At 38.0% G+C, this 22,564-nt stretch carries 23 protein-coding genes and 1 riboswitch; of the genes, 14 read left to right on the plus strand and 9 right to left on the minus strand.

The genetic code is table 11. The features are described 5' to 3' along the window. Nucleotides 1–61: 61 nt before the first annotated feature. Nucleotides 62–310 carry a DNA alkylation repair protein gene (locus AC4D4B_RS01145; protein ID WP_490994192.1) on the minus strand — a complete coding sequence of 83 codons (249 nt, stop codon included), beginning with the start codon at nucleotides 308–310 and terminating at the stop codon, nucleotides 62–64. Nucleotides 311–502: 192 nt separating this feature from the next. Here AC4D4B_RS01145 and AC4D4B_RS01150 point away from each other — a divergent pair, with 192 nt between their 5' ends. The 4 genes from AC4D4B_RS01150 to AC4D4B_RS01165 all read left to right on the plus strand — a co-directional run bounded on the left by AC4D4B_RS01150 (nucleotide 503) and on the right by AC4D4B_RS01165 (nucleotide 2,804). After that, complete coding sequence (locus AC4D4B_RS01150; RefSeq protein WP_490998930.1) at nucleotides 503–898, plus strand: FixH family protein; 396 nt, start codon at nucleotides 503–505, stop codon at nucleotides 896–898. Between the two features lie 460 nt (nucleotides 899–1,358). Then, nucleotides 1,359–1,643 (plus strand): hypothetical protein, encoded by a 285-nt coding sequence (locus tag AC4D4B_RS01155; protein ID WP_490998931.1) that lies wholly within the window; start codon nucleotides 1,359–1,361, stop codon nucleotides 1,641–1,643. 114 nt (nucleotides 1,644–1,757) lie between these two features. Continuing rightward, on the plus strand, nucleotides 1,758–2,000 hold the full coding sequence (locus AC4D4B_RS01160) for a hypothetical protein (RefSeq protein ID WP_490998932.1): 243 nt from the start codon (nucleotides 1,758–1,760) through the stop codon (nucleotides 1,998–2,000). Nucleotides 2,001–2,321: 321 nt separating this feature from the next. Then, entirely contained in the window at nucleotides 2,322–2,804 is a 483-nt protein-coding gene (locus tag AC4D4B_RS01165; protein ID WP_490994194.1) for a DUF6385 domain-containing protein, read from the plus strand. Between the two features lie 40 nt (nucleotides 2,805–2,844). Here the strand turns inward: AC4D4B_RS01165 and AC4D4B_RS01170 are convergent, their stop codons facing one another. Beyond that, complete coding sequence (locus AC4D4B_RS01170; RefSeq protein ID WP_490998933.1) at nucleotides 2,845–3,237, minus strand: Hsp20/alpha crystallin family protein; 393 nt, start codon at nucleotides 3,235–3,237, stop codon at nucleotides 2,845–2,847. 231 nt (nucleotides 3,238–3,468) lie between these two features. Between AC4D4B_RS01170 and AC4D4B_RS01175 the strand changes: the two genes are divergently transcribed. Further along, nucleotides 3,469–4,233, plus strand: coding sequence for an SDR family oxidoreductase (locus AC4D4B_RS01175; RefSeq protein WP_490998934.1), 765 nt, complete (start codon nucleotides 3,469–3,471; stop codon nucleotides 4,231–4,233). A 108-nt stretch (nucleotides 4,234–4,341) separates the two neighbouring features. On the opposite strand, the gene AC4D4B_RS01180 is transcribed toward AC4D4B_RS01175, so the two are convergent. Next, complete coding sequence (locus AC4D4B_RS01180; RefSeq protein WP_490994197.1) at nucleotides 4,342–5,706, minus strand: MATE family efflux transporter; 1,365 nt, start codon at nucleotides 5,704–5,706, stop codon at nucleotides 4,342–4,344. Nucleotides 5,707–5,887: 181 nt separating this feature from the next. On the opposite strand from AC4D4B_RS01180, the gene AC4D4B_RS01185 reads away from it, so the two are divergent. After that, nucleotides 5,888–6,037 (plus strand): YflJ family protein, encoded by a 150-nt coding sequence (locus AC4D4B_RS01185; RefSeq protein ID WP_077248137.1) that lies wholly within the window; start codon nucleotides 5,888–5,890, stop codon nucleotides 6,035–6,037. Nucleotides 6,038–6,101: 64 nt separating this feature from the next. Here AC4D4B_RS01185 and AC4D4B_RS01190 read toward each other — a convergent pair whose 3' ends face one another. Further along, a complete protein-coding gene (locus AC4D4B_RS01190; protein ID WP_490994199.1) occupies nucleotides 6,102–6,659 on the minus strand; it encodes a GNAT family N-acetyltransferase in 558 nt (185 codons plus the stop codon). 278 nt (nucleotides 6,660–6,937) lie between these two features. Then, nucleotides 6,938–7,720 (minus strand): undecaprenyl-diphosphate phosphatase, encoded by a 783-nt coding sequence (locus tag AC4D4B_RS01195; protein ID WP_490998935.1) that lies wholly within the window; start codon nucleotides 7,718–7,720, stop codon nucleotides 6,938–6,940. Between the two features lie 162 nt (nucleotides 7,721–7,882). On the opposite strand from AC4D4B_RS01195, the gene AC4D4B_RS01200 reads away from it, so the two are divergent. From AC4D4B_RS01200 to AC4D4B_RS01220, 5 genes are all read left to right on the plus strand, one after another. Continuing rightward, nucleotides 7,883–8,206 carry a DUF4870 domain-containing protein gene (locus AC4D4B_RS01200; RefSeq protein ID WP_490994201.1) on the plus strand — a complete coding sequence of 108 codons (324 nt, stop codon included), beginning with the start codon at nucleotides 7,883–7,885 and terminating at the stop codon, nucleotides 8,204–8,206. A 119-nt stretch (nucleotides 8,207–8,325) separates the two neighbouring features. Further along, nucleotides 8,326–9,132, plus strand: a complete 807-nt coding sequence (locus AC4D4B_RS01205; protein WP_490994202.1) for a hypothetical protein — start codon at nucleotides 8,326–8,328, stop codon at nucleotides 9,130–9,132. A gap of 95 nt (nucleotides 9,133–9,227) precedes the next feature. Further along, nucleotides 9,228–10,211: a diaminopimelate epimerase gene (dapF, locus tag AC4D4B_RS01210; RefSeq protein WP_490994203.1), complete on the plus strand. Its 984-nt coding sequence runs from the start codon at nucleotides 9,228–9,230 to the stop codon at nucleotides 10,209–10,211. A 30-nt stretch (nucleotides 10,212–10,241) separates the two neighbouring features. Then, nucleotides 10,242–10,919 (plus strand): phosphatase PAP2 family protein, encoded by a 678-nt coding sequence (locus tag AC4D4B_RS01215; RefSeq protein WP_490998936.1) that lies wholly within the window; start codon nucleotides 10,242–10,244, stop codon nucleotides 10,917–10,919. Nucleotides 10,920–11,236: 317 nt separating this feature from the next. Continuing rightward, nucleotides 11,237–11,395 (plus strand): hypothetical protein, encoded by a 159-nt coding sequence (locus AC4D4B_RS01220; protein ID WP_490551420.1) that lies wholly within the window; start codon nucleotides 11,237–11,239, stop codon nucleotides 11,393–11,395. A gap of 208 nt (nucleotides 11,396–11,603) precedes the next feature. Here the strand turns inward: AC4D4B_RS01220 and AC4D4B_RS01225 are convergent, their stop codons facing one another. Then, nucleotides 11,604–12,200, minus strand: a complete 597-nt coding sequence (locus tag AC4D4B_RS01225; protein ID WP_490998937.1) for an SAM-dependent methyltransferase — start codon at nucleotides 12,198–12,200, stop codon at nucleotides 11,604–11,606. A 124-nt stretch (nucleotides 12,201–12,324) separates the two neighbouring features. After that, nucleotides 12,325–12,426: riboswitch (SAM riboswitch) on the plus strand. Between the two features lie 94 nt (nucleotides 12,427–12,520). Here AC4D4B_RS01225 and AC4D4B_RS01230 point away from each other — a divergent pair. From AC4D4B_RS01230 to AC4D4B_RS01240, 3 genes are all read left to right on the plus strand, one after another. Continuing rightward, nucleotides 12,521–14,380, plus strand: a complete 1,860-nt coding sequence (locus AC4D4B_RS01230; protein WP_490998938.1) for a bifunctional homocysteine S-methyltransferase/methylenetetrahydrofolate reductase — start codon at nucleotides 12,521–12,523, stop codon at nucleotides 14,378–14,380. Continuing rightward, entirely contained in the window at nucleotides 14,377–17,820 is a 3,444-nt protein-coding gene (metH, locus tag AC4D4B_RS01235; RefSeq protein WP_490998939.1) for a methionine synthase, read from the plus strand. The genes AC4D4B_RS01230 and metH overlap by 4 nt, the downstream gene beginning before the upstream one ends. 365 nt (nucleotides 17,821–18,185) lie before the next feature. Then, nucleotides 18,186–18,932: an SDR family NAD(P)-dependent oxidoreductase gene (locus AC4D4B_RS01240; RefSeq protein WP_490998940.1), complete on the plus strand. Its 747-nt coding sequence runs from the start codon at nucleotides 18,186–18,188 to the stop codon at nucleotides 18,930–18,932. 271 nt (nucleotides 18,933–19,203) lie between these two features. Here the strand turns inward: AC4D4B_RS01240 and AC4D4B_RS01245 are convergent, their stop codons facing one another. From AC4D4B_RS01245 to AC4D4B_RS01255, 3 genes are all read right to left on the minus strand, one after another. Then, the gene (locus tag AC4D4B_RS01245; RefSeq protein WP_490998941.1) at nucleotides 19,204–20,424 is read right to left on the minus strand and encodes a dicarboxylate/amino acid:cation symporter; all 1,221 of its coding nucleotides are present in this window, start codon (nucleotides 20,422–20,424) and stop codon (nucleotides 19,204–19,206) included. Nucleotides 20,425–20,718: 294 nt separating this feature from the next. Continuing rightward, nucleotides 20,719–21,492 carry an NADPH-dependent oxidoreductase gene (locus tag AC4D4B_RS01250; protein ID WP_490998942.1) on the minus strand — a complete coding sequence of 258 codons (774 nt, stop codon included), beginning with the start codon at nucleotides 21,490–21,492 and terminating at the stop codon, nucleotides 20,719–20,721. 315 nt (nucleotides 21,493–21,807) lie between these two features. Then, complete coding sequence (locus AC4D4B_RS01255) at nucleotides 21,808–22,485, minus strand: helix-turn-helix transcriptional regulator (protein ID WP_490998943.1); 678 nt, start codon at nucleotides 22,483–22,485, stop codon at nucleotides 21,808–21,810. Nucleotides 22,486–22,564 lie beyond the last annotated feature (79 nt).

Consider the following 22,564-nt stretch of genomic DNA (forward strand, 5'->3'; position numbering starts at 1 on the left):
GGAGAGGCGATTTTTTTGGCTAATGATTCAGGAAAGAATATGAATGTGCTATTAATCAATATTATTTAAACGAGCGTTCGCCAAATGCAATAAATGTTTTCTCATCTTCAATTAAACCACAGGCAGCGCACTGGATTCTTCTGACAGGACCATTATAGGGTAAATGAAAGGCGTCTAGTTCATCGTCTGCGTACATTTGAATAACAGTGCCTGATTGGGGATCAAGCTTCACGTAAATGGGATTTTGTTCAATCACATTAAAACGTGACCGGTTTGTTTTACAGTTTGGACAACAATATGGATGGCTCACATGCCTAACCTCCTTTTAGTATAGGTTTTGTAACCTCATCCAGAAATATACAAGTAGGGAATAAAGAAAAAATAAGATAGAGAAGACCTGTCTATTTGGTGAATTTTTCAATTAATTACTGGTCTCTAATTCCAGTTTTGGAGTATGATTAGAATTAGGGGATTCCGAGAATGATAAGGGGTTGGAATTAAGTTGTTTAAAAAGAATGTATTGTTTTTAAGTCTATGTATGATCACAGTATTAATCCTGTTCGGATGTCAGGACAAAGCAGCAGATGAAGAAATGCCAGCGATCATTGATGTCCAAGTAAAACTTTCTCCCGAGGCTGCCAAGGTGAATGAAAATGTGCTTTTTGAGGTGACCGTAACACAGGGGAATGAAAAGGTAACGGATGCTGAAACTGTCGAATTTGAATTTGGCAAACAGGATGGTTCGGATAAAGAGAAAATTGCCGTTAAGCATAAAAAGGATGGTATATACAGCCTTGAAAAGTCATTCTCTCAGGAAGGGGATTATTATATGATCCCTCACGTGACAGCAAGAGGAATGCATGCAATGCCAAAGAAAGAATTTACTGTTGCTAATTAACGAATAATGGATAATCACAGGATGATTACTCTTTCGTAAATATGATTGCTTATAGCTTGAAATAGAGGAGCAGCTTCTTTGCTGGCTCCTTTTCTGTTTACATACTAGATAGTTTGAGTGCAATTTTCACAAAGATATCTTATGAAGGTTATATCTATTTTTGGTAACGAAAAATGAAGATAGCTTATTCGACAAACGGAGCAGGTGTGCGGAAGAAGGAGAACCATCATAAAGTTGTATAACACAAACCTGCAAATAAGGAGAAATCATGCCACTAATGGGTTATTAAGCCTATATCTAGTGTTCTGATCAGCACTATCTTGTTATACAGCTGGGCATAGTTTAGTGAAAGAAGGATAAAGCCTATTTAAGTTGAATTAATATCGGAAATAGAAATATGGATAACGGGAGGTCACTATGAAAAAACGGTTGCTATTATGGGTTCCTTTTATTTTATTGATTGTTGGATGTAATGATAAAACTATATTTTTCTCAGGAGAAAGTGACACCTCGAAAGTATATATTTGGTTATAAAAAAGAAACGAGTGACACAACTTTTGAAAACTTGGAGATTGTAATCAATGATGGCGAGACCAAATGGAATGAAAATAACTATAAAGGAACTACAATCTCTATCTCAGCATCCTGTACAAGCTGTGCTGTAACACAGGAAGATCAGCCAATCGATGTTACCATTAAATGGGATGATGGAGAAGAAGAATCCTTTAAGTTAGAGACTAAGTGATTATATAAATTCCCGGTAGGATTAATGCTCATTTATTTGTTGAACTCCTTATAATACATGTTTAGAACAGTTATAGTATAAAAACAATGGGTTTTCTACAGGAGAGTGATAACATTGTATAAAAAAATGAGTGACATAAATTTTAATTATTTTATAGGTCAAAAAGTTATAGAAGTAGACACTGATAAGAATCTACCTCTGGGTCTGACTTTAGAAATGGGTCATTTAAATATTGAATGCCCTTGGAGGTTACAAGTATCGAATGAAGTTGCGATTAGATATTCAGACTGCATCCAATCTCCTGAAAACTATTCACATAAAAAAGTTGCAAAGATTCTATGTGGGAAAAAATTATAAAAATCCTACATTTCGAAATGATATCTGATTTAGTGGTGGAATTTGAAGGTGATATTTATCTCGAATTGTTCCACGATAGTAATTATTTTGAGGGATGGCAGTTACAAGGGAACAATGGATCTTATTTATTTACATTACCTGGAGGTTCATATTCAGATTAGTGAAGCTTCTTCTATATAACCAACAACCAGACGTAGTATATCCATATTTATTGAAATGTAAAAATAGCTTCATAATTTTTTTATCCCTTCTTTTCGGAATGATTGATGCATACACATATAGTTAATTACGTTATGCATCGATAGAAAGGAAGGGTCTATCTTGACAATTCAGGAGAATGATAAAAAGGTAATTGAACCATCTCAGGTGTACAAATTACATAGGGAAGAAAAACAATATACCGCTGAAACGCATAATCAAACAGAATTCAGGATAAAAGAGATTGCAGGATTGGATGTTGGAGAGTTTAATAATAATGCGCATATAAAAAGGGAAAATCATGAATTTGTTAATATAAAAAAAGAGTTGTTTTTTAAATCAAATGGCAATGCACATATCATTTTTGATGTCCACAAATTCAGGTATTTTACGGTTGCAACTGCAAATCCAAATGATAAAGGAATCCATGTTTCCTTATCAGTAAGCCCTGATAACACGATTTATGCCTCTTTGATTGAAAAGCGATTGGTTAACCAGGGTAAATTAGAAATATTGGATTGCCATAACAGGCTTAAATATATGAAGGTGGAATTCAATGGGAAACCGGGAGATAAAGTTCTTGTATTTTTACAGGGAGAAAAATAAAGGATAGTAAAAACTGGCCCTGTCATCCAAGCCAGTTTTTTTACCATTCAGGAATAGAAATTTCTGAATAGTTTGATTCATTCACCTTAAAGAGAATGATTTCCAGGATTTCATCCCGATATGAAGATTTCGCTCCCTTTTTTTTTACCGGAGCAGGTAGATGAAAAGAGTGTTTCTCCTCTGGATCCGGGGGTAAACCGGATAGGAGAAGCTTTGTAGAAGTATGGTATAACTTAACGTTAGGTAAATGATCCTCTTTTATTGGGATTCTAATGAAAAGATAATCATGTGTTTCCAGAATATCTACGGAATGTTTTGAATGGACCACCGTTTGCTCATCTGGTTCTGGACTTGATTTAAATTGTTGGTTGATCATTCCTCCTAATTGATCAGGTGATAGCATGGAGAATAATTGTTCCATCTGCTTTTCCATACCTGGCTGATTAAGGAACTTCATCCAATCTGGCATTTGGTTTTGATTTTTGGGAAAAAGGTTCCACGGAAACAATTGATCACCTCGACTTTCAAGAGACATATTAGGTTAACTTACTATATGCGATAAGGGTAATTGTCGTTAATGCAGAAGTCAGCTTTTGATTAACGGAAATGTCATCTTTCAATGTATAATACAGATAGTAAATACTGCCTGTAGGGGGAGAAGAAGTTGACTCGGAAAACGGCTTTAATTACTGGTTCAGCAAGAGGACTGGGCAGAGCTACAGCAAGGCAATTAGCTATGGATGGGATAAATGTCATTACGACCTATCGTACTAATCAAGACAGTTCCATCCGTGATATGCAGGAATTAGCTCAAAACTACAACGTGCAAGCTTATGCTTTGCCATATGATGTAACAGTTCAAGATCATCATCGCAAACTAATTCATCAATGCTATGAATTATGTGGTGGAATTGATATTCTGATACATAATGCTGGTCCATATATACAGGAACGTAAACCAATGATGGAATATACGGAAGAAGAATGGGAATATCTTATTAATGGGAATTTATCGAGTATGTTTTACTTAGCCAGATTGGTTATTCCCTATATGCGAGTGAATAAATGGGGAAGAATTATTACCATGGGGTTTGATCAGTCAGACCACGCTCCGGGCTGGAAATACCGTTCTGCTTTTGCTGCTTCCAAAACGGGATTAACCTCCTTGACAAAAACGCTGGCTTTGGAAGAGGCGGAGTATGGAATCACAGCCAATATGGTTTGTCCAGGGGATATTGTGGATCCTTGGAAGGAAAGCTTTCGTGTAGAAGAAGGTATAGTATCAGAAAATGTTCCGGTTGGAAGGCCTGGAACTGGCGGTGATATCGCACGTGTCATTTCGTTTCTATGTGCAGAAGAAGCTGACTTTATTACAGGAACGGTTATTCCAGTAACAGGTGGGCAGGATGTTTTATCAAAAACCAGATAAGCAGCTTTACCTTGAAAATTTAGTATGTGTAAGTTTATCTGAAAAATCATCGTATAGATAGTAAATAAAAAAGTTCGCTTGGTTTATTCAAGCGAACTTTTTGTATGGTTAGCTATTTGAAGTGTGCACAAATTTTCTTTTTTGAACGTACAACAATCTCAATGTTAAACCAGTTGCCCCAACAGCTAGGCCGGAGATTAATCCAATCCAATAACCAAATGCTCCAAGGTCGGTATAATTAGCAAGGAATATGCCAAGTGGCAGCCCTATAATCCAATAGGATAAAAGGGACATAAAGAACGTGATATTCACATCCTTATAGCCTCTCAAAGCACCCTGGATTGGTGCCTGAAGAGCATCGGAAAGCTGGAAGAAGATGGCGTAAATTAAGAACTGAGCTGTTAATGAAGCTACCACAGGATCGTTAGTGTATAGAAGAGCAATATAATCTCTGAAAATAAATAAGAAGATAGCACTAATGCCTGCAAAACCAATCGCACAAAAAACACCAAGTATTGAATATTCTTTAGCTGCTTTATAGTTCTTGGCACCTGCCTCATGGCCGACAATGATGGTCAATGCCATCGCAAAGCTAAGTGGTACCATATACAAGAAGGATGAGAAGTTCATGGCAGCCTGATGTGATGCAATCGTAATCGTATCATATGAGCTCATAGCCAGCGTAACTGCTGCAAAGATACTGGTTTCAAAAAAGATGGACATACCTATTGGGAATCCAATTTTCATTAATTCAACCCATTCCTTAAAAACGGGCAATGGCCATGATTTTAAAATGCCAAAACCGGAGAAAGGCTGTAATCTAATGATAATCACTGCTGCAACCAGAGTGATAACCCAATAAGTAATTGAAGCAGCGATTCCTGCACCAATACCGCCAAATGCCGGAACACCTAACTCTCCATAGATAAACATATAGTTAAGTACTACATTGACTGGGATCGCAATAAGGGTGATTAGCATGGAGACGGTAGTTTTCCCTAGTGCGTCAATAAATGAACGAAGTACATTGTAAATCATAATTGGTAAGATTCCGAATGCCAAAGCAACTAAATAACCATAGGCTATTTGATAAACATCCGGCTCAAGATTCATGCCTGTTAATATCGGTTTAAGCACTAAAGCACCGGCGCCAATTAGAATAATGGACATTGCGACAGCTACATAAATCGCCTGCATAACAGAAAAGCGAATTTTATCTGCTTTTTCTTTAGCCCCAATTAAGTGGGCGACGATTGGTGTTACTCCCAGTAAAATGCCGGCAAGTCCATTATAGAAAGGACTCCATATAGACGTGCCTATGGCTACTCCAGCTAGGTCTTCAGGACTTGCTTGCCCGGACATAAACGTATCAAAAAAGCTGATAGCGAATAGTCCCAGCTGTGTAATTAATATCGGGAGGAATACCGAAATTATTCTTGAAAAGTTACTCTTTGTAAAAATAGATAAATTCATATCCATGCCCCCCGTATAAAGTAAGTATGACAATAAAAAATTATACCACAAAATAATTCTGCTTTTTAAACTTTAATTTTTACTTAAATTGGCTGGATTATGTTTATTCAGTTATGTGTCATATTAGTTAGAATCACTCATATATTGTATAACGAATAAAACAGAGTGGAGTGAGGAGAGAATGGCATACATAGGTTCGAAGGGTTGGTATGTGGCCAAGCTAAAAGAAAATGGTATAAGAAGGCATCCTGTTGAACGGAGAAAGCTGGAGTTGTACAAAACATATATCTTGAGAAAATTATACGAACAGCAAAAGATAACAAAAGAATAAGGGGCGCTATTACGAAAAAAGGTGTATGCACAGTCTATTAGGCAGACTATGCATAACACCTTTTTTAAGCTTCTTTTATATCAAATACAGACACCTCTGCTGGTTGTCGCATTTGTGATAAAGTGAAGTGGTCCTTTGTTATCTCGAATAAATCAAATGAATACTCCCCTGAGTTGATTTCTTCATATAAGGCTTTTCGACTTTCGTTTGCAAGCATAGTATAGGGCATCTTTTGAGCTGCTTTAAAAGAACGAATATTTTCTTTCTTTATTCTCAGAAAGACCGTTTCAATCTCAAGCTCAAAAAACAATTCTTCAAAGAAATGCTGTTTAGCCAATTGGTTATATCCTTTCCCATGATAGGGTTTCCCTAACCAAGTACCTAAAAAGCCAGCCTGATTGGATACATCATAAAGCGTTATCGTGCCAATTGGATTTCCCCACTCATCGAGAATGGTACGTGAAATCAGTTCGCCACGCTCCTCAGCTTCAATCATTTGTTTAGTAAGAAAGAGATATTCTTCATATTGATGCGTTTTATGGCGCACAAAAGGGAAGACATCGGGGTGAATCATTAAATCAAACAATACAGGACAATCAGATAATTCACGTTTTTTCAACATACAGATCCCTCCGTATGAGGGCAGCCGCTAACTGCGATTTCCCCTCGAAATTTTTTAATGTAATATCAAAAAATTTCGGGGTGGGAATCGAACCCACTAGGACCATTACTGGTGGCGCACCATTTGCCTTCCCTAATTTTCGCTTATACAATTTTCAAAAATAAACTATTTCTGAAAGTATCATACAAGATTTTTTAGTAAAATGAAATAGTTTTTTTTCGTCATTTTTTGTACATTTTTTTAACAAAATTTAATGCCTATTTATCGTAAAAATAAAGTTAGAATATATTTAGGTGCTGAAGTATTAATATGACAGCTCCCAATAGTATGACATAGATAGCAAAAGGCTTTAAGGAATGATTTTTAATATATTTAATCATCCAGGAAACAGCAAGATAACCGAATATAGCAGAAAAAATTGTACCGAGAAATAAACCTTGGAATGAAATCGCTTCGACGGGTCCTGTTAATAAATCTCTACTCTTAAATAATATTCCTCCGAATATGACCGGTATGGAGAGGAGGAAGGAAAAGTAAGCCGCCGTTTCACGGTTAAGACCGCTGAAGAGGCCCGCTGCCATCGTAAAACCGGATCGAGAGATGGCCGGAAAAATGGCGGCCGCTTGGAAAGTACCAATAAATAACGCTTGTTTATAGGTAATGCTCTCTAAATTTTTATTTTGTTTGGGCATAATATCCGCATACCATAGAACAATTCCAGTTATAAGAAATTCCCAGCCAATTGTAATTCCGGATTTAGAAATACCTTCAAAATAATCATTGAATAGTACACCTGCTAAAACTGCAGGGATTGTCCCGATTATCAAAAGGAATGTCATTTTCGAAAATGGTTTTTTAAGAAGTTTTATAATTTCATGCCAATAAAAAATCAGCAATGCAATAAGTGTCCCTGTATGCAGCAGGGTATCCAGTAATAATCCTGCTTCATCGAGACCGAATAAATGTCTCCCTAAATATAAATGACCCGTACTGGAGATAGGGAGAAATTCAGTAAGTCCCTGAATGATCCCCAGTACTATTGCTTTCCATTCTTCAAACAAATTAGTCAGCCTCCTCATGCAGGTTACAAAACCAAATTTTTATACTTGTCTATAGTTTCTGTATAGAGTGTATGAAGAACAGAAAGAAATCATGAAAGCTTTGAAACCTAAATGAGGAATGAATCGTATAAATTTATATAGAAATACAGGAGGTTGTAAATAATGAAAAATACAAATGATAAATTATGGGCAGTAGCCATCTATATCAGCAGTTTTTTCTTAGTGCTGGTTGGGCCGCTTGTTATATGGTTAATTAAAAAGAATGACTCCGATTTTATCGATTACCATGGTAAGGAATATTTAAACTTTTTAATCAGCTATACGATTTACTCCTTTATAGCATTTATATTGGCGTTCATCGGTATTGGTTTTATCCTTGCTTGGCTGATTGGAATATATGTATTGGTATTTACAATAGTGGCTGCTGTAAAGGCATATTCCGGAGAATATTATCAAATCCCATTAACACTTCGAATATTGAAATAGCAATAGGTGAAGACCTCGGCATAATTTTTGCCGGGTCTTTTTTATATACTATTTTGGACATGTTCATCATAGAATGTATAGATGATTGTCAGGTTTAAAAAATTGGCGGTGAAAAATCTTTGACTACTAAGCATTATTACCAAAAAATTCATAGCATATATACAGCAGAATTAGTCGCATACTTTGTAGTCGGTCTCCTCTGTTTTTTGTTTGCCTGGTTGATTGGATTGGATATCATATTAGCTGCGTGTGTTACCATCCCTTTTATAGTGCTGGTTCTTTTTTCTATTAATCGCAATTTCAGACTGAAAAACAGAATGAGAGAACTTCCGGAAGCAAAAGAGGCTGATGAGGAAGGATCGCCGCTGTCGAACAGCCAGTATTTCCTTGGATTTTTACCAGCCCCGACCCTGCATATGGCTATTTTCTCAACAGAAGGAAAGTTGGTTGGATCTCTTAAAGATAAACGGGAAAATATTTGGATGTGGCTCATTCCAGCTTTTTTACTTATTTTTTTACCGAGAAGATATGTCCTTTCAGACAGCAACGGCCATGTATTATGTGAGTATCGAAGCCATTTTGGGTTAAATGGGGATATTGAAATTTTAACGGCTAAGCAAGAACAAATAGGCAGGTATAAACAAACTAAACAACTGCGGAAAAAAAGTACAAGCAATGTGGCAAATCCATATGGAATCCGGCAATATGGCGGTGAAATCCTTCATGGATCTGAATTTATTGTTAAACAAACATATGATGAGCGGAAAATTGTGCATTATTCCTGTGGATGGATGCCGGCATACTACAGTAAACATTTTCTGGATCCCAATACACCTCTCCTGACATTTACGGAAGGAGCAACAGAGGATGAAAAGAGAATAGGCTATTGTTTTTGCCTGGATTACCTTCAGCAGCAAAACCACTGACCACTCCTATAAACATCGCTAAACTTTAGCTTGTTGCACAATATGTTTTATAATGGTGAAATAGTGAAGAGAAGTTGTTTGAAGGGAGCAGGAGAATGGATATAAAGATAATTAAAGTACATGGTTCCAACAATGATTTTTATTTAATTGATGAAATGGATACCGAGTTACCATTAACAGATGAAGAACGAGGCCAATTGGCTATAAATATGTGCAAGCGGACGGGCACTGAGGGAGCAGATGGAATTCTCTTTGTGTTGAACAGTGAGGCCTCAGATGCAAGAATGAGAGTCTTTAATGCAGATGGTTCTGAAGCATCCATGTGCGGGAATGGCCTCCGTTGTGTAGGCCGGTATGTTCAAGAAAAATTGAAGAAAAATAATCTGCTGATCGAAACGATGAAAGCTATCCTGCAGGTCGCAAAAGAGCCGGACATGTATAAGGATATCCCTACATACCGCGTCGAAATATCTCCGGTTATCAAGGCAACGAGTGCATTGCCAATGAATACTGAAATGGACGAAATCATCAATCAAAGCCTGCCGTTTATAGACGAGGATCTTACGTTCACAACTCTGTCAGTTCCAAATCCACATCTGATCAGTCTCGTTGATAAAGAGGTAATCCATTCGGATAAACAAGAGAAAATTGCAACTATGCTGAATGGAAAGAATGACTGGTTTACAGATGGTGTGAATGTCAGCTTCGTTTCCCGTCTGGAGGAAGAATCCATTTTTGTTCGCACATATGAACGAGGAGTTGGCTTTACGGATGCATGCGGAACGGCAATGTCAGCTTCAAGTCTAGTTACAAAATGGATTGATGAGTTGGCTGATGAAGCAGTTCTGCACGTCTATAATCCAGGCGGAATGGTCTTGTGCCAGGTTCATGATTTGCCAGATAAAACGTGGATTGATTTGATTGGCAATGCAACGTATGAGTATGAAACAGTTATTCAATTAAATTTGGAACCACTACATGTTAGCTTTGGAGAAAGGAAAGTCTATAGAGAAGAAGCAGAGGCTTATTCAGCATTCCAACAACATGCTAAAGCATATGTAGAATCTAAATTAGGCTGAGCCATTATCATATCGGGATAGGAGGGCAAAATGAAGAAGCAGACAAATACCTTTTTAAATGTTCATGTAATCACCTTTTTCGTATTAATCGCCCTCTTTATTGTGTGTACCATCCTTTTCGTAGATATTGCAGAGGACATAAATGGGAATGAGCTTTATCATTTTGATATGACCATCATCCAGGCTGTGCAGGGGAGTATTAATGACTTAAGCACAAAAGTCCTTACCTTTATAACTAATCTTGGATCAGTGGATGGGAATATTCTATTGGTTATCCTTTTCTCTGTGTTTTTATTATTTAAAAAACGTGTAGTAAGTGTCATATTCTTAATCATCACGACATTATCAGGCGGTTATGTTAACCATTACTTAAAATGGATTTTTCAGCGGGAGAGACCAACATTAAATCCATTGATCGAGGTAAATGGCTTCAGCTTTCCGAGCGGTCATGCTATGTCATCCTTTATCCTTTACGGCGCACTTATGATCATAACTACCAGAATCACGAAGAATCGGCCTATCAGATTGGCTGTCTATGCGATTTGTATATTTATGATTTTAACGATTGGTTACAGCCGAATCTACTTGGGTGTCCATTATCCGAGCGATGTCATTGCAGGGTATATTGCAGGATGTGCATGGCTTGCTATCATTGCAACTGTATTTACATTTGGGGAATATCGAAAAACAAAAGGTTCGAAATCGTAATAGGGGCTGTCGGTAAGCCATAATGGCTTATGGACGGCTTTTTTTTCTGGAAATCCTGGCGGTCTGTGGCAAAAGGTTATTTAAGGAAATATGTGTTGTGATAATTTATAAAGTAAAATATTCTGGCATAAGTAAGCAAGGGGAGTAAATAAAAGGGATTCATTAGCAAGGATTAAGGATATTTAATTCCCTTAAAAAGACCAACAGGGTCATTATGTTATCAATAACATATATGGTATAATTTTCATACAACTACTTGGTGCGGGTGGTATGCACCTTCTTTTCCTTATATAAAGGAGAAGGGAGGTGATATACGTATGGATTTTCTAATAGCTCTGGCAAAAGATGTAGCAATGATCTTTTTCACGACCCTTGCTGCCGGCATCGCCACGCGATTCGCCAATCTTCGGCTTAAGGGCAAACGAAAAACCACCCCGCGCCGACCAAAGCATAAGGGTGGTTCCTCTAAGAATTAAGCTATTTGCATACCACTCGCTATTAGTTGTACCAGGGAGTATCCAGCTCTCTGGTTTTTAATATATGTCTATATGTTTATAATATACCCTAAATAATAGAAATTCAATCAAAACTGATGGAGCAGCTTATGGTTTTTATTGGTTCAAAAGGGTCAGATAGAAAGAGTGGCATAGGCTTGATTGGAACTTCTAATACTCACAAAAAAGTCTATTTGATGGCTGTGACATTAATAGATAAGCACGGTTTGAGCGGTTTTGTTTGAACCTTAATAGATTTAAAGCCTGTTTTGTTTAGAACCTCTTTAATCTCATCAGCAAAGGCATAAGCCTGTTCTTCAGTTGCTTCTTCCTGCCTTGGCTGTACGGTTATAGTCAGTTTTCCATTCTCTTTTAATAAAGAATGTATTTTTTGAATACAAGCCTCTTGATTTTCCCATAATGGATAACTATTTACACTGAATATTTTATCGTACACCATTGGACTCTGAATCTCGAGAACAGTTCCATTGAATAAACGAAGCTGATTGCGTTTGAGTTGTTCTTGATTACGCTTGCTCGCATTGTTCACCATTTCTTCTGATGGATCGACACCATCAATTTGAACGGTAGGGTGCTTCTTAAAAAGCATATGCATTCCTTCACCCGGGCCAAAACCAACTTCAAGCAGTGTGTCATTTGGGGTAATAGACAATTGATCAAATGTCCATTCATATAATTCCTCATTTTCGTAGGCCATTATTTTACCTGCAATCTTTCCGAGGACACCAGTTGGATTTTTAAACTGATTCGTTATTATTTCCTTCATTTAACATCACTCCTACCCCATACATACCCAAAATACTAAATCGTTAACTCTTTTGGATTAATTATCAAAATAGATTGAAATAACTGAAAATTTATAGTAAATTAAGTAAATATATAATTTCATATTCTTATCTAGAGAGATGGAGGGACTGGCCCGTTGAAATCTCAGCAACCTGGATGGTAATCCAAGGTGCTAATTCCAGCAAGCAATGCTTGAGAGATGAGAGACCTTAGGAAAGAGGGCTTTCATGATGAAAGCTCTTTTCTATTAGTCTGTTTTCCTCATCAGAGAGATTAACCAACTAATTAGGGGGAAAGACAGTGAAACTCTTGGAAACGTTAAATGAAAAAATTCTCGTCGCAGATGGAGCGAGTGGAACACTTTTATATTCATTTGGAATTGATAGTTGCTTTGAAGAGCTTAATTTGACAAACCCCAATCAGATCAAAAAGATGCATAGAAGTTATATTGAGGCTGGTGCTGATGTGATTCAATCGAATACATTCGGTGCAAATTTTCATAAATTAAAGCGCTATGGCCTTGAAAGGGAAGTTTCTCAAATTAATAGAGCCGGAATGAAAATAGCGAAAGCTGCAGCTGATCCAAATACATTTGTTATCGGGACAATTGGCGGCTTGCGGAGCTTCAGGAAATCAGAATTAATATTGACTGAAATTAAGGGATATTTCGAAGAACAGCTGACCGCTTTATTGGATGAAAAGCCGGATGGCATTTTACTTGAAACCTATTATGATTTAGACGAATTATTAACGGTGATAGAGTCGGCTAGAAAAATGAGTGATCTTCCTCTTATCGCGAATATATCTCTGCATGAAACAGGCCTTTTGCAAAATGGAATGCATGTCAGTGAGGCGTTTTCTCTAATGAAAAAAACAGGCGCAAATGTGGTAGGCATCAATTGTCGGATGGGTCCTTATCATATGATTCGCTCTTACGAAGAAGTACCTGTGTTAGAAGATACCTATTATGCAGCATATCCAAACGCCAGCTTACCTGATTTATCAGATGGAAGATATGTCTATTCGACAGAAGCGGATTATTTCATTAATAGTTCAAGGCAGCTTGTGAAGCAGGGGGTCCGGCTGTTAGGTGGATGCTGTGGTACAACTCCTGCCCATATTCAGGCCATTCGTAAAGGAATCGAAGATCTTCACCCTGTAAAGGTGAAAGATTTTGTAGCCAAGCCGAAGCATCAGCCTATATCATATGAAATCATTCAATATAAACGAAAAGGTCCAGATACAATTTTAGGTAAGGCAAAAAAACAAACGACGGTGATCGTGGAGCTGGATCCGCCAAAGACGTTCGGCCTGGAGGATTTTTTAATAGGAAGTCGCTATCTATTAGATTCAGGTGCCGATGCGATTACACTTGCGGATAATTCATTGGCGTCACCGAGAATATCCAATCTTGCGGTAGCGTCGATTTTACAATCAAAATTAAATACGGTGCCTCTTGTTCACTTAACTTGTCGGGATCATAATCTGATTGGCTTACAGTCTCATTTAATGGGCATGCATTCCCTTGGATTATCAGAGGTGTTGGTAGTGACTGGGGATCCTTCGAAAATTGGTGATTTTCCGGGCGCAACTTCAGTATATGATCTTTCTTCCATGGACCTGATTTCATTGATTAAGCAATTGAATGAGGGGCGCTCTTATTCTGGAAAATCGTTGGGTAGCCGGGCAAATTTCGATATCGCAGCTGCCTTTAATCCAAATGTAAAGTACATAGATAAAGCCGTACAGCGAATGGAAAAGAAAATTCAGGCTGGAGCTGATTATTTCTTAACCCAGCCCGTGTTTAGTATTGAAAAATTAGAGGAAGTATACGCGGCAACCAGGCATATAACAAAGCCGATATTTATTGGCATTATGCCTTTAACGAGTCACCGAAATGCAGAGTTTTTACATAATGAAGTGCCGGGTATTTCCTTGCCGGTTCATGTTAGAGAGGCGATGGAAAGAGCCGGAGCGGATAAGGAAGCCTGTGCTCGCGAAAGCTTTGCCATTTCAAAAGAATTAGTGGACGCGGCAAGTGAACTATTTAACGGGATCTATATTATTACACCTTTTATGAAATATGAATTAAGCGGGAATTTGGTTCGGTACATCAAAGAACAGAAATCAGTTGTAAATAAGGAAGTGCATCTATCATGAGAACAGAAAAATTGAAAGAGTTATTGGCTGAAAGAATAGTTATTCTAGATGGAGCAATGGGAACCATGATTCAGGCACATCAATTAACAGAGGATGATTTTGGCGGGGAACAATACGATGGGTGTAATGAGTACTTAACTCTAACCCGCCCGGATGTAATCCAATTGATTCATGAAGAGTACTTGGCAGCTGGGGCGGATATTATTGAAACAAACACATTCGGGGCAACGCCAATTGTACTGGATGAATATGATCTTGGTCACCTGGCATATCAGCTGAATAAAGAATCAGCTCAATTGGCTCGAAAAGCAGCTGAACAATTTGACAGTCCTGACAGCCCTCGCTTTGTCGCAGGCTCAATGGGACCCACCACCAAGACCTTATCCGTAACAGGCGGAGCTACTTTTGAACAATTGGCAGATTCATATAAAGAGCAAACGAAGGGTCTGCTTGATGGGGGAGTTGATTTGCTACTCTTGGAAACATCGCAGGATTTATTAAATGTGAAAGCAGCTTATATTGGAATGCAAAGAGCATTCTCATCTTTAGGCAGAAAAGTACCATTGATTATCTCAGGAACAATTGAACCAATGGGAACTACTCTAGCCGGTCAAACCATTGAAGCTTTTTATATATCGTGCGAGCATATGAATCCTCTAGCAATCGGGCTTAATTGCGCAACCGGTCCCGAGTTCATGGCTGACCATATCAGGTCTTTATCTGAATTAAGCACTGCAGCAGTTAGCTGTTACCCTAATGCAGGATTACCGGATGAAAATGGCCAATATAATGAATCACCATCTTCACTAAGCAAGAAGATTAAACAATTTGCCGAAAAAGGATGGATTAATCTAGTTGGGGGCTGCTGTGGAACGACACCTGATCATATCCGAGCTATTAAAGAAGCTGTTACCGGAATTGAAGCGAGACAAATTAATGATAAACAGGGTAATCATGCTGTCTCTGGTATTGATGCCTTAATCTATGATGATTCAATGAGACCTTTATTTGTAGGTGAACGGACGAATGTAATCGGGTCCAGAAAGTTTAAGAATTTGATTAAGGACAGGAAATTTGAAGAAGCGTCTGAGATTGCCAGACAGCAAGTCAAAAAAGGAGCCCATGTAATAGATGTTTGCCTGGCTGATCCAGATAGCGATGAAGTGTCTGATATGGAAGCATTCATGAAAGAAGCAGCTAAGAAAATCAAGGTCCCTTTTGTCATCGATTCAACCGATGAACTGGTTATTGAAAAGGCACTCCGCCATTCTCAGGGTAAAGCAATCATTAATTCAATTAATTTAGAGGATGGGGAAGAACGTTTTGAGAAAATTGTTCCATTAGCCAAAGAGTATGGGGCAGCCTTGGTTGTTGGTACGATTGATGAAAAAGGGATGGCCGTAACAGAAGAACGGAAACTGGAGGTTGCCCGCAGATCGTATCAGCTATTAACAGAAAAGTATGGAATCGTACCAGAGGATATTATTTTTGATCCGCTTGTTTTTCCAGTTGGTACTGGTGATGAACAATACCGGGAAGGCGCAGCGGAAACGGTAAAGGGACTGGCGGCCATAAAAAAAGAGCTTCCGAGAACATTAACAATTTTAGGCATCAGTAATGTATCGTTTGGATTGCCGAATGAGGGAAGAGAGGTCCTGAATGCCGTTTATTTATACCACTGTACAAAGGCTGGCTTGGACTATGCAATTGTCAATACAGAAAAATTAACCCGATTTGCTTTAATCCCTGAGGAGGAAGTTAAATTATCAGAGAATCTTTTGTTTTATAACTCTGAAGAATCTCTTGCTGAGTTTGTTGCTTTTTATAGGACGAAAAAGCCAGTTCAAAAGGAGACAAAAGAAAAACTGCCATTATTGGAGCGGTTGCCTGAATATATTATCGAAGGGACAAAGGATGGGTTGAAGGAGGATATTGATGAAGCTCTTGCACAAGGGATGGAGCCACTTGATATCATCAACGGTCCATTAATGGCCGGTATGTCGAAGGTTGGGGAACTATTTAATGATAACCAGTTAATCGTAGCTGAAGTATTGCAAAGTGCGGAAGCTATGAAAGCAGCCGTTTCGCAGCTTGAACCATTGATGACTAAATCAGGTACAACGTCTACAAAAGGAAAAATGGTGCTGGCAACCGTTAAAGGGGACGTACATGATATCGGGAAGAATCTCGTTGATATCATCATGAGTAATAATGGCTATGAAGTGGTTGACTTAGGAATTAAGGTAGCTCCGCAAACCTTGATTGAATCCGTCCGAAAGGAGAACCCAACTATTATTGGCTTGTCAGGCTTGTTAGTAAAATCAGCCCAACAGATGGTTATTACCGCTCAGGATTTAAGAGAAGCGGAAATTGATGTTCCGATTGTAGTAGGAGGAGCAGCTCTTACCAGGAAATTTACAAGGGGACGAATAGCTCCTGAATATAATGGACCAGTCTTTTATGCAAAGGATGCCATGAATGGACTTGATTTAATCAATCAGCTCCATGACGAAGAGAAAAGACCATCCTTTCTAGCTCAGCTGGAGGCAGAAGCGAATAAGCAAGCAGAAGTGATTTCGATTGAAACAAAAAGGGATATTCAAGTGGCAGAAAAACGTGAAAAAACAGTGAAGGATCAAGAGAATATACCAGTCCCCGAGGACTTAAACCGGCATATTCTCCAGGATTACCCGCTATCTTTGGTATACCCATATGTGAATAAACAAATGTTATTTGGCCATCACCTTGGAATGAAGGGGAAAGTGGATCGATTGTTTGAGGAAGAGAATCCAAAATTATTAGAACTTGCAGCCATAGTTGATGAAATTCTCGAAAATAATCAGATTAAATTGTCAGCTATGTATCAATATTTCCCTGCTAAAAGTGATGGAGAAATTCTAAAAATCTGTTCTCCAGCTAATCCGGACGAAGTGCTCGAAACGTTTAATTTCCCGCGCCAAGCCAAAAAGCCGTATCTATGTTTATCTGATTATGTAAAGGACCAGGAGTCAGGTGTACAGGATTATGTAGGATTAATGATTGTTACAGCCGGTAAAGGTATAAAGGATATAGCAGAAGAGTGGAAAAAGGAAGGACAGTATTTAAAAAGCCATGTCATCCAAGCACTGGCGCTCGAATGTGCGGAAGGTCTGGCAGAACGAGTCCACCATCTTATGAGAGATGCCTGGGGAATCCATGACTCTATCGATATGACCATGAAAGAACGATTGAGTGCTAAGTACTTGGGTCAGCGTTATTCGTTCGGATATCCAGCCTGCCCGAATCTTGAAGATCAGGAAAAGCTGTTCAGGTTGCTGAAACCAGAGGATATCGGAATTCAATTGACGGAAGGGTTTATGATGAATCCTGAAGCATCTGTTTCGGCAATAGTTTTTTCGCATCCGGAGGCTAGGTATTTTAATGTGGGGCGGGAAGAGTAACGAGATAACGTAAAGGCATAGATAAACGGCCTTCTAAGCCATCGGTCGGGAGTTCGAATCTCTCTTCGGATGTAATAGTTATCATGAATAAGTCCATATGAATAGTAAATTTCAATATTATGGGGTACAAACGGAGATTAGCACCAAGCGTTTGTGCCCCTTTTTAGTTATCTATAAGTAAACTACTGTAAAGCTTAAATGCAGGAATAAAAAGACAAGCTATAATTCTCCTATTTAAGGTTTAAAGTATATACAATCGGGAAATTAAATTATATTAATATAATATTTTTGAAATAACTTTTTTAAAACGGTCAAAAAATCTTTCTATAGAAAGTATTTAAACAAGAAAAGGGAGAGAAGCTAGTATGTTTGAAATCAAAGGAAAAGTAGCAATCGTAACAGGTGGAGCAAATGGAATTGGTAAAGAAGCGGTAAAAGCTATTCTAAACAAAGGTGGAATCCCTGTTATTGCAGACTTCAATGAGGAGTTGGGAAATCAAACTGCCAAAGAGTTAAATGTTGAATTCTTGAAAGTAGATGTATCAGACGAAAAACAAGTAAAAGATATGGTGTCACACGTGGTTGGAAAATATGGACACCTTGACATAATGGTAGCAAACGCAGGTATTGGCGGGGGAGGTAGCACACTAGACCTTTCAACACAAGATTATGAAAAATATATCGGAGTTAATCAGAACGGCGTATTCTTTTGTAGCCGTGAAGCGATTCGTCAAATGGTTGCTCAAGGTACGGGTGGTGCGGTCATTAACGTTTCTTCAATTCTAGGCTTAGTAGGTTCTGCAGGTGCTTGTTTCTACAACGCTAGTAAAGGCGCAGTAAGATTAATGACAAAATCAATGGCCTTGGAATTTGCTCCTTTTAACATTCGAGTAAACAGTATCCATCCCGGATATGTTATTACAGGTATGGTAAATGAGGATGTTGCAGGAACAGAAGGAATTGAAATGTTAAAATCTCTTCATCCGCTATCAAAAGGAATCGAGCGTTTAGGAAAACCAGAAGAAATTGCACATGCAATTATTTTTGGGATTGAAAATACTTTTATGACAGGAGCGGAAATTGTCGTAGACGGCGGATACACTGCTCAATAAAGGAATACATAAAGAGATTTAAGAACACCCACTAATGAAAAAGTAGGTGTTCTTTTCTAAGTCAATGATCAATTGAAGTATGCTAATAATGGCACTAAGCTGGAAGTATTCGATAAATTCGAGCATAAATAAGACAACTTGATGGTCTCGGTGGAAGAGCATTTAAAAGAAGGACAAACAAATAAAAAACTGCATCTTTATTGAGAGAAATCTCAATAAAGATGCAGCGGATATAAGGATAAAAAATAAAATAGAATACTAGAATTTATGACTATGCAGCGTTTTCTTTTCTTTTTTCTTGTTCGTTGATCATGACAGCACAGGCTGCATCACCTGTAATATTGACAGATGTTCGTGCCATGTCAAGAATACGGTCGATTCCGAGGATTAGCCCAATGCCTTCTACAGGTAAATTAACTGAGCTTAGTACCATTGCAAGCATAATCAGGCCTACACCAGGTACACCTGCTGTGCCGATACTGGCAAGAACTGCCGTTATCACGACTGTAACTAAGGCAGTGAATGATAAATCTACACTATAGACTTGAGCGATAAAGATGGTGGCAACACCCTGCATAATGGCAGTTCCGTCCATATTGATTGTCGCACCCAGAGGCTGAACAAAGCTTGATATTTCTTTTTTAACACCTAAATTGTCCTGTGCCGCTTCCATGGATAGAGGTAAAGTTGCATTACTGCTGGAAGTACTGAAGCCTACTGTCATGGCCGGTGCAAAGCCTTTAAAGAACCATATTGGACTTTTACGTGCCAAGAAGAAAATGGTTCCTCCATAAACCAGAAGAGTATGAATGATTAGTCCAATTACAACGACTATCATATATAATGCCATCGCTTTCATTGCACTGTAGCCTTGTTCTCCAATTGCCGAAGCAATCAGACCAAAAGTTCCATAAGGGGCTAATTTCATAACCCAGGTTACTAGAAACATAACCAACTCATTACCTTGTTCGACTAATTTTACAATTCCTTCTGTCTTTTTTCCTAAAGCAGTTAACGCAAATCCAATTAAGGCAGCCATGAAAATGATTTGAAGCATATCACCTTCAGCCATAGCCATGATTGGATTATCAGGAATAATGTTAAGGAACGTTTCTCCGACTGAAGGGGCCTTTTCAGCCTCAAAAGTCGCATTTTCTGTATCAAATTTACCTTTGGTCCCCGGTGAGATTACCATAGCAAGAACGATGGCCAAGATAATGGCTATGGCTGTAGTACATAGGAAGTAGAAAACGGTTTTAAAACCGATGGATCCGAGCTTTTTAGGATCTCCCAGGCCCGCTACACCTAAAATAATAGAAAATAATACAATTGGAACTACTAACAATTTAATCAGATTGATAAAGATGGTACCTAAAGGATCGAATAGAAATTTGTTGAGTGTTTCAAATAAAGATGGGGAGAAAATATTTAGGGAAAGACCTACAAGGGCACCTAGTATCAGTGCAATGATTATCTTCTTTGTTAAGTTCATATGATTCCTCCTAGCTCTCAGCCATAAATTCTGACACTAAACTATCATATTTATCCTTATATTCCAAATCACGGGAATTAATGGATATTTTACCACGGAATTTGAAATTACTCATCTAATATAACTTTTAGAGCATATTAATCTTCTTTATAGTGAAATAAGGAGTATTAAGTCCTAGAATAATGTGAGGATATTTCTATTGATTTTTATTACTAAAAGCAATCAAGGCAAGGTGAAGGGACCATCAAGAAAATTTGGGGAGATACAAAGTGAAAAATAAAAGGAAGAGGAGCGTTAGGCTTCTCTTCCTTTATCTTTAACATCTTCTTTATTATGGTTGATCTGCATTTGCTGATTAATTGCCTCATCAACACCCTGATAATAGATTTTACTATAAAAGTTGGCTACAGCTTTAGTCCATGTCCCAGTCTTTCTGCCTTCTGAACGCTCTGACAGATAATCTGAGTATGTTTGATTATATGCTTCAATTTCTTCTTTTATATCATGCTGATAGGTTTCGTTATGATAGACCGCTTTAACTGGCAGGCGTGGTTTTAAGCCGGGATCCTCTGCAGGATAGCCGATACATAAACCAGAAATAGGTAAAACAAATGGAGGAAGGTTGAGTTCCTTTATGACTTTATCTAAATTTCTGCGTATACCGCCAATGCAGACTGTACCAAGGCCCAGTGATTCGGATGCAGTAATGGCTGCTTCAAGAGCAATCCCAACATCTGTAGCCCCGACCAATAATGTATCAATATTTTCTGGGACTGCAAATGGAGTTTTTTCGATTTCACTGGATACATATGCTCTATAAAAGTCTGAGCAGAATACGAGGAATACAGGGGCCTCTTCAATATGCTTCTGCCCGCCGCATAGCTCTGCAAACTTCTTCTTCCTGACAGGATCTTTCACAGCAATAATGGAAACCTGTTGTCCATTTATCCAGCTTGGGGCAGATTGGACAGCTTTAATGATTTGTTCCAGCTGTTCATCCTCGACTGGTTTGTCTTTATAAGATCGGATGGAACGGTGAGATAATAAGGTTTGCATGATTTCGTTCATGTTGAGGTCTCCTCCTTCGGTATATGGTTTCGTTATTAGTATAGTACAAACGGGTTTATTGTTCATAATAGAACCATACGGTCGGTCAATTATCTAAGTGTTAGATTGGGTTGTAGTGCTTCAATGAAAGAATGAGTTACTTCTATTAGGAGGTCAAGTAATCTGGATAGACTTCGAGATGTAAATTTTTCTATGGGATGACACCCTATATGACTTTTTTGGAGTGTGGAAAAAAGTGGATGAAAAAATAAGCTGGGTGTCCGCGAGGTATCTAATTCTTTCTCAGACTCTCCAGCTTAATTGAGATACTCTTTATTATAACGGTACTGCTTTTTTGTTTCGTGATACCATTTGAAGGTAGCGATAAACACTCGATTCGGACATTCCCATTATCTCTGCCACTTCACTTATTGTGCCTTTTATATCAAATACTCCATATTCTTTTAATTTGGATATAGCAAGTTTCTTTTGGTCAGGTGATAATTGGGCTCCAGATTCCAGGATATCTCTATCTATTACTGAATAAATGATATTACTTACATTATCTTGAAGCTTTTCTACAGGTTGCTCTTGTTCAGTTTTCATATCAATATGTTTAATATCAAAGCTTAGATTGGCTAAATTTAATATATCTTTGGCAACTTTTCGATAAGCGTCTGCATCAAAATTTATACATAAAAGTCCCTGTAACTGACCTTCATTATCTTTTATAAACAAAGTAGATGAACGAAATTTTTTACCCCGCGGTCCTTCTCCAACATATCCAACAACATAATCATTGTCTAAATAAACCTTATCGTTGATTAACCTTTTTGCATAGTTAGTTAATGGGCTATCTAAAGACCTTTCGCTTAAGTCCTCATTGACGATGTGACCGATATGAGAACCGCCATTAGGATTTAAAATATGTAATACAAATTCATAATTAGGTCCCGAAATTTCTCCAAAATAATTCATTATAGTTTGATAATGTCGAAATAGTTCGTTATCCAATTAGATATTCCTCCTTTTAGGAAACGCTTTTAAGTAAATCTTTGACGACCAAATATGTTGGATCAATCGATAAGCATAT

Source organism: Pradoshia sp. Z6_59, from assembly GCF_058267515.1.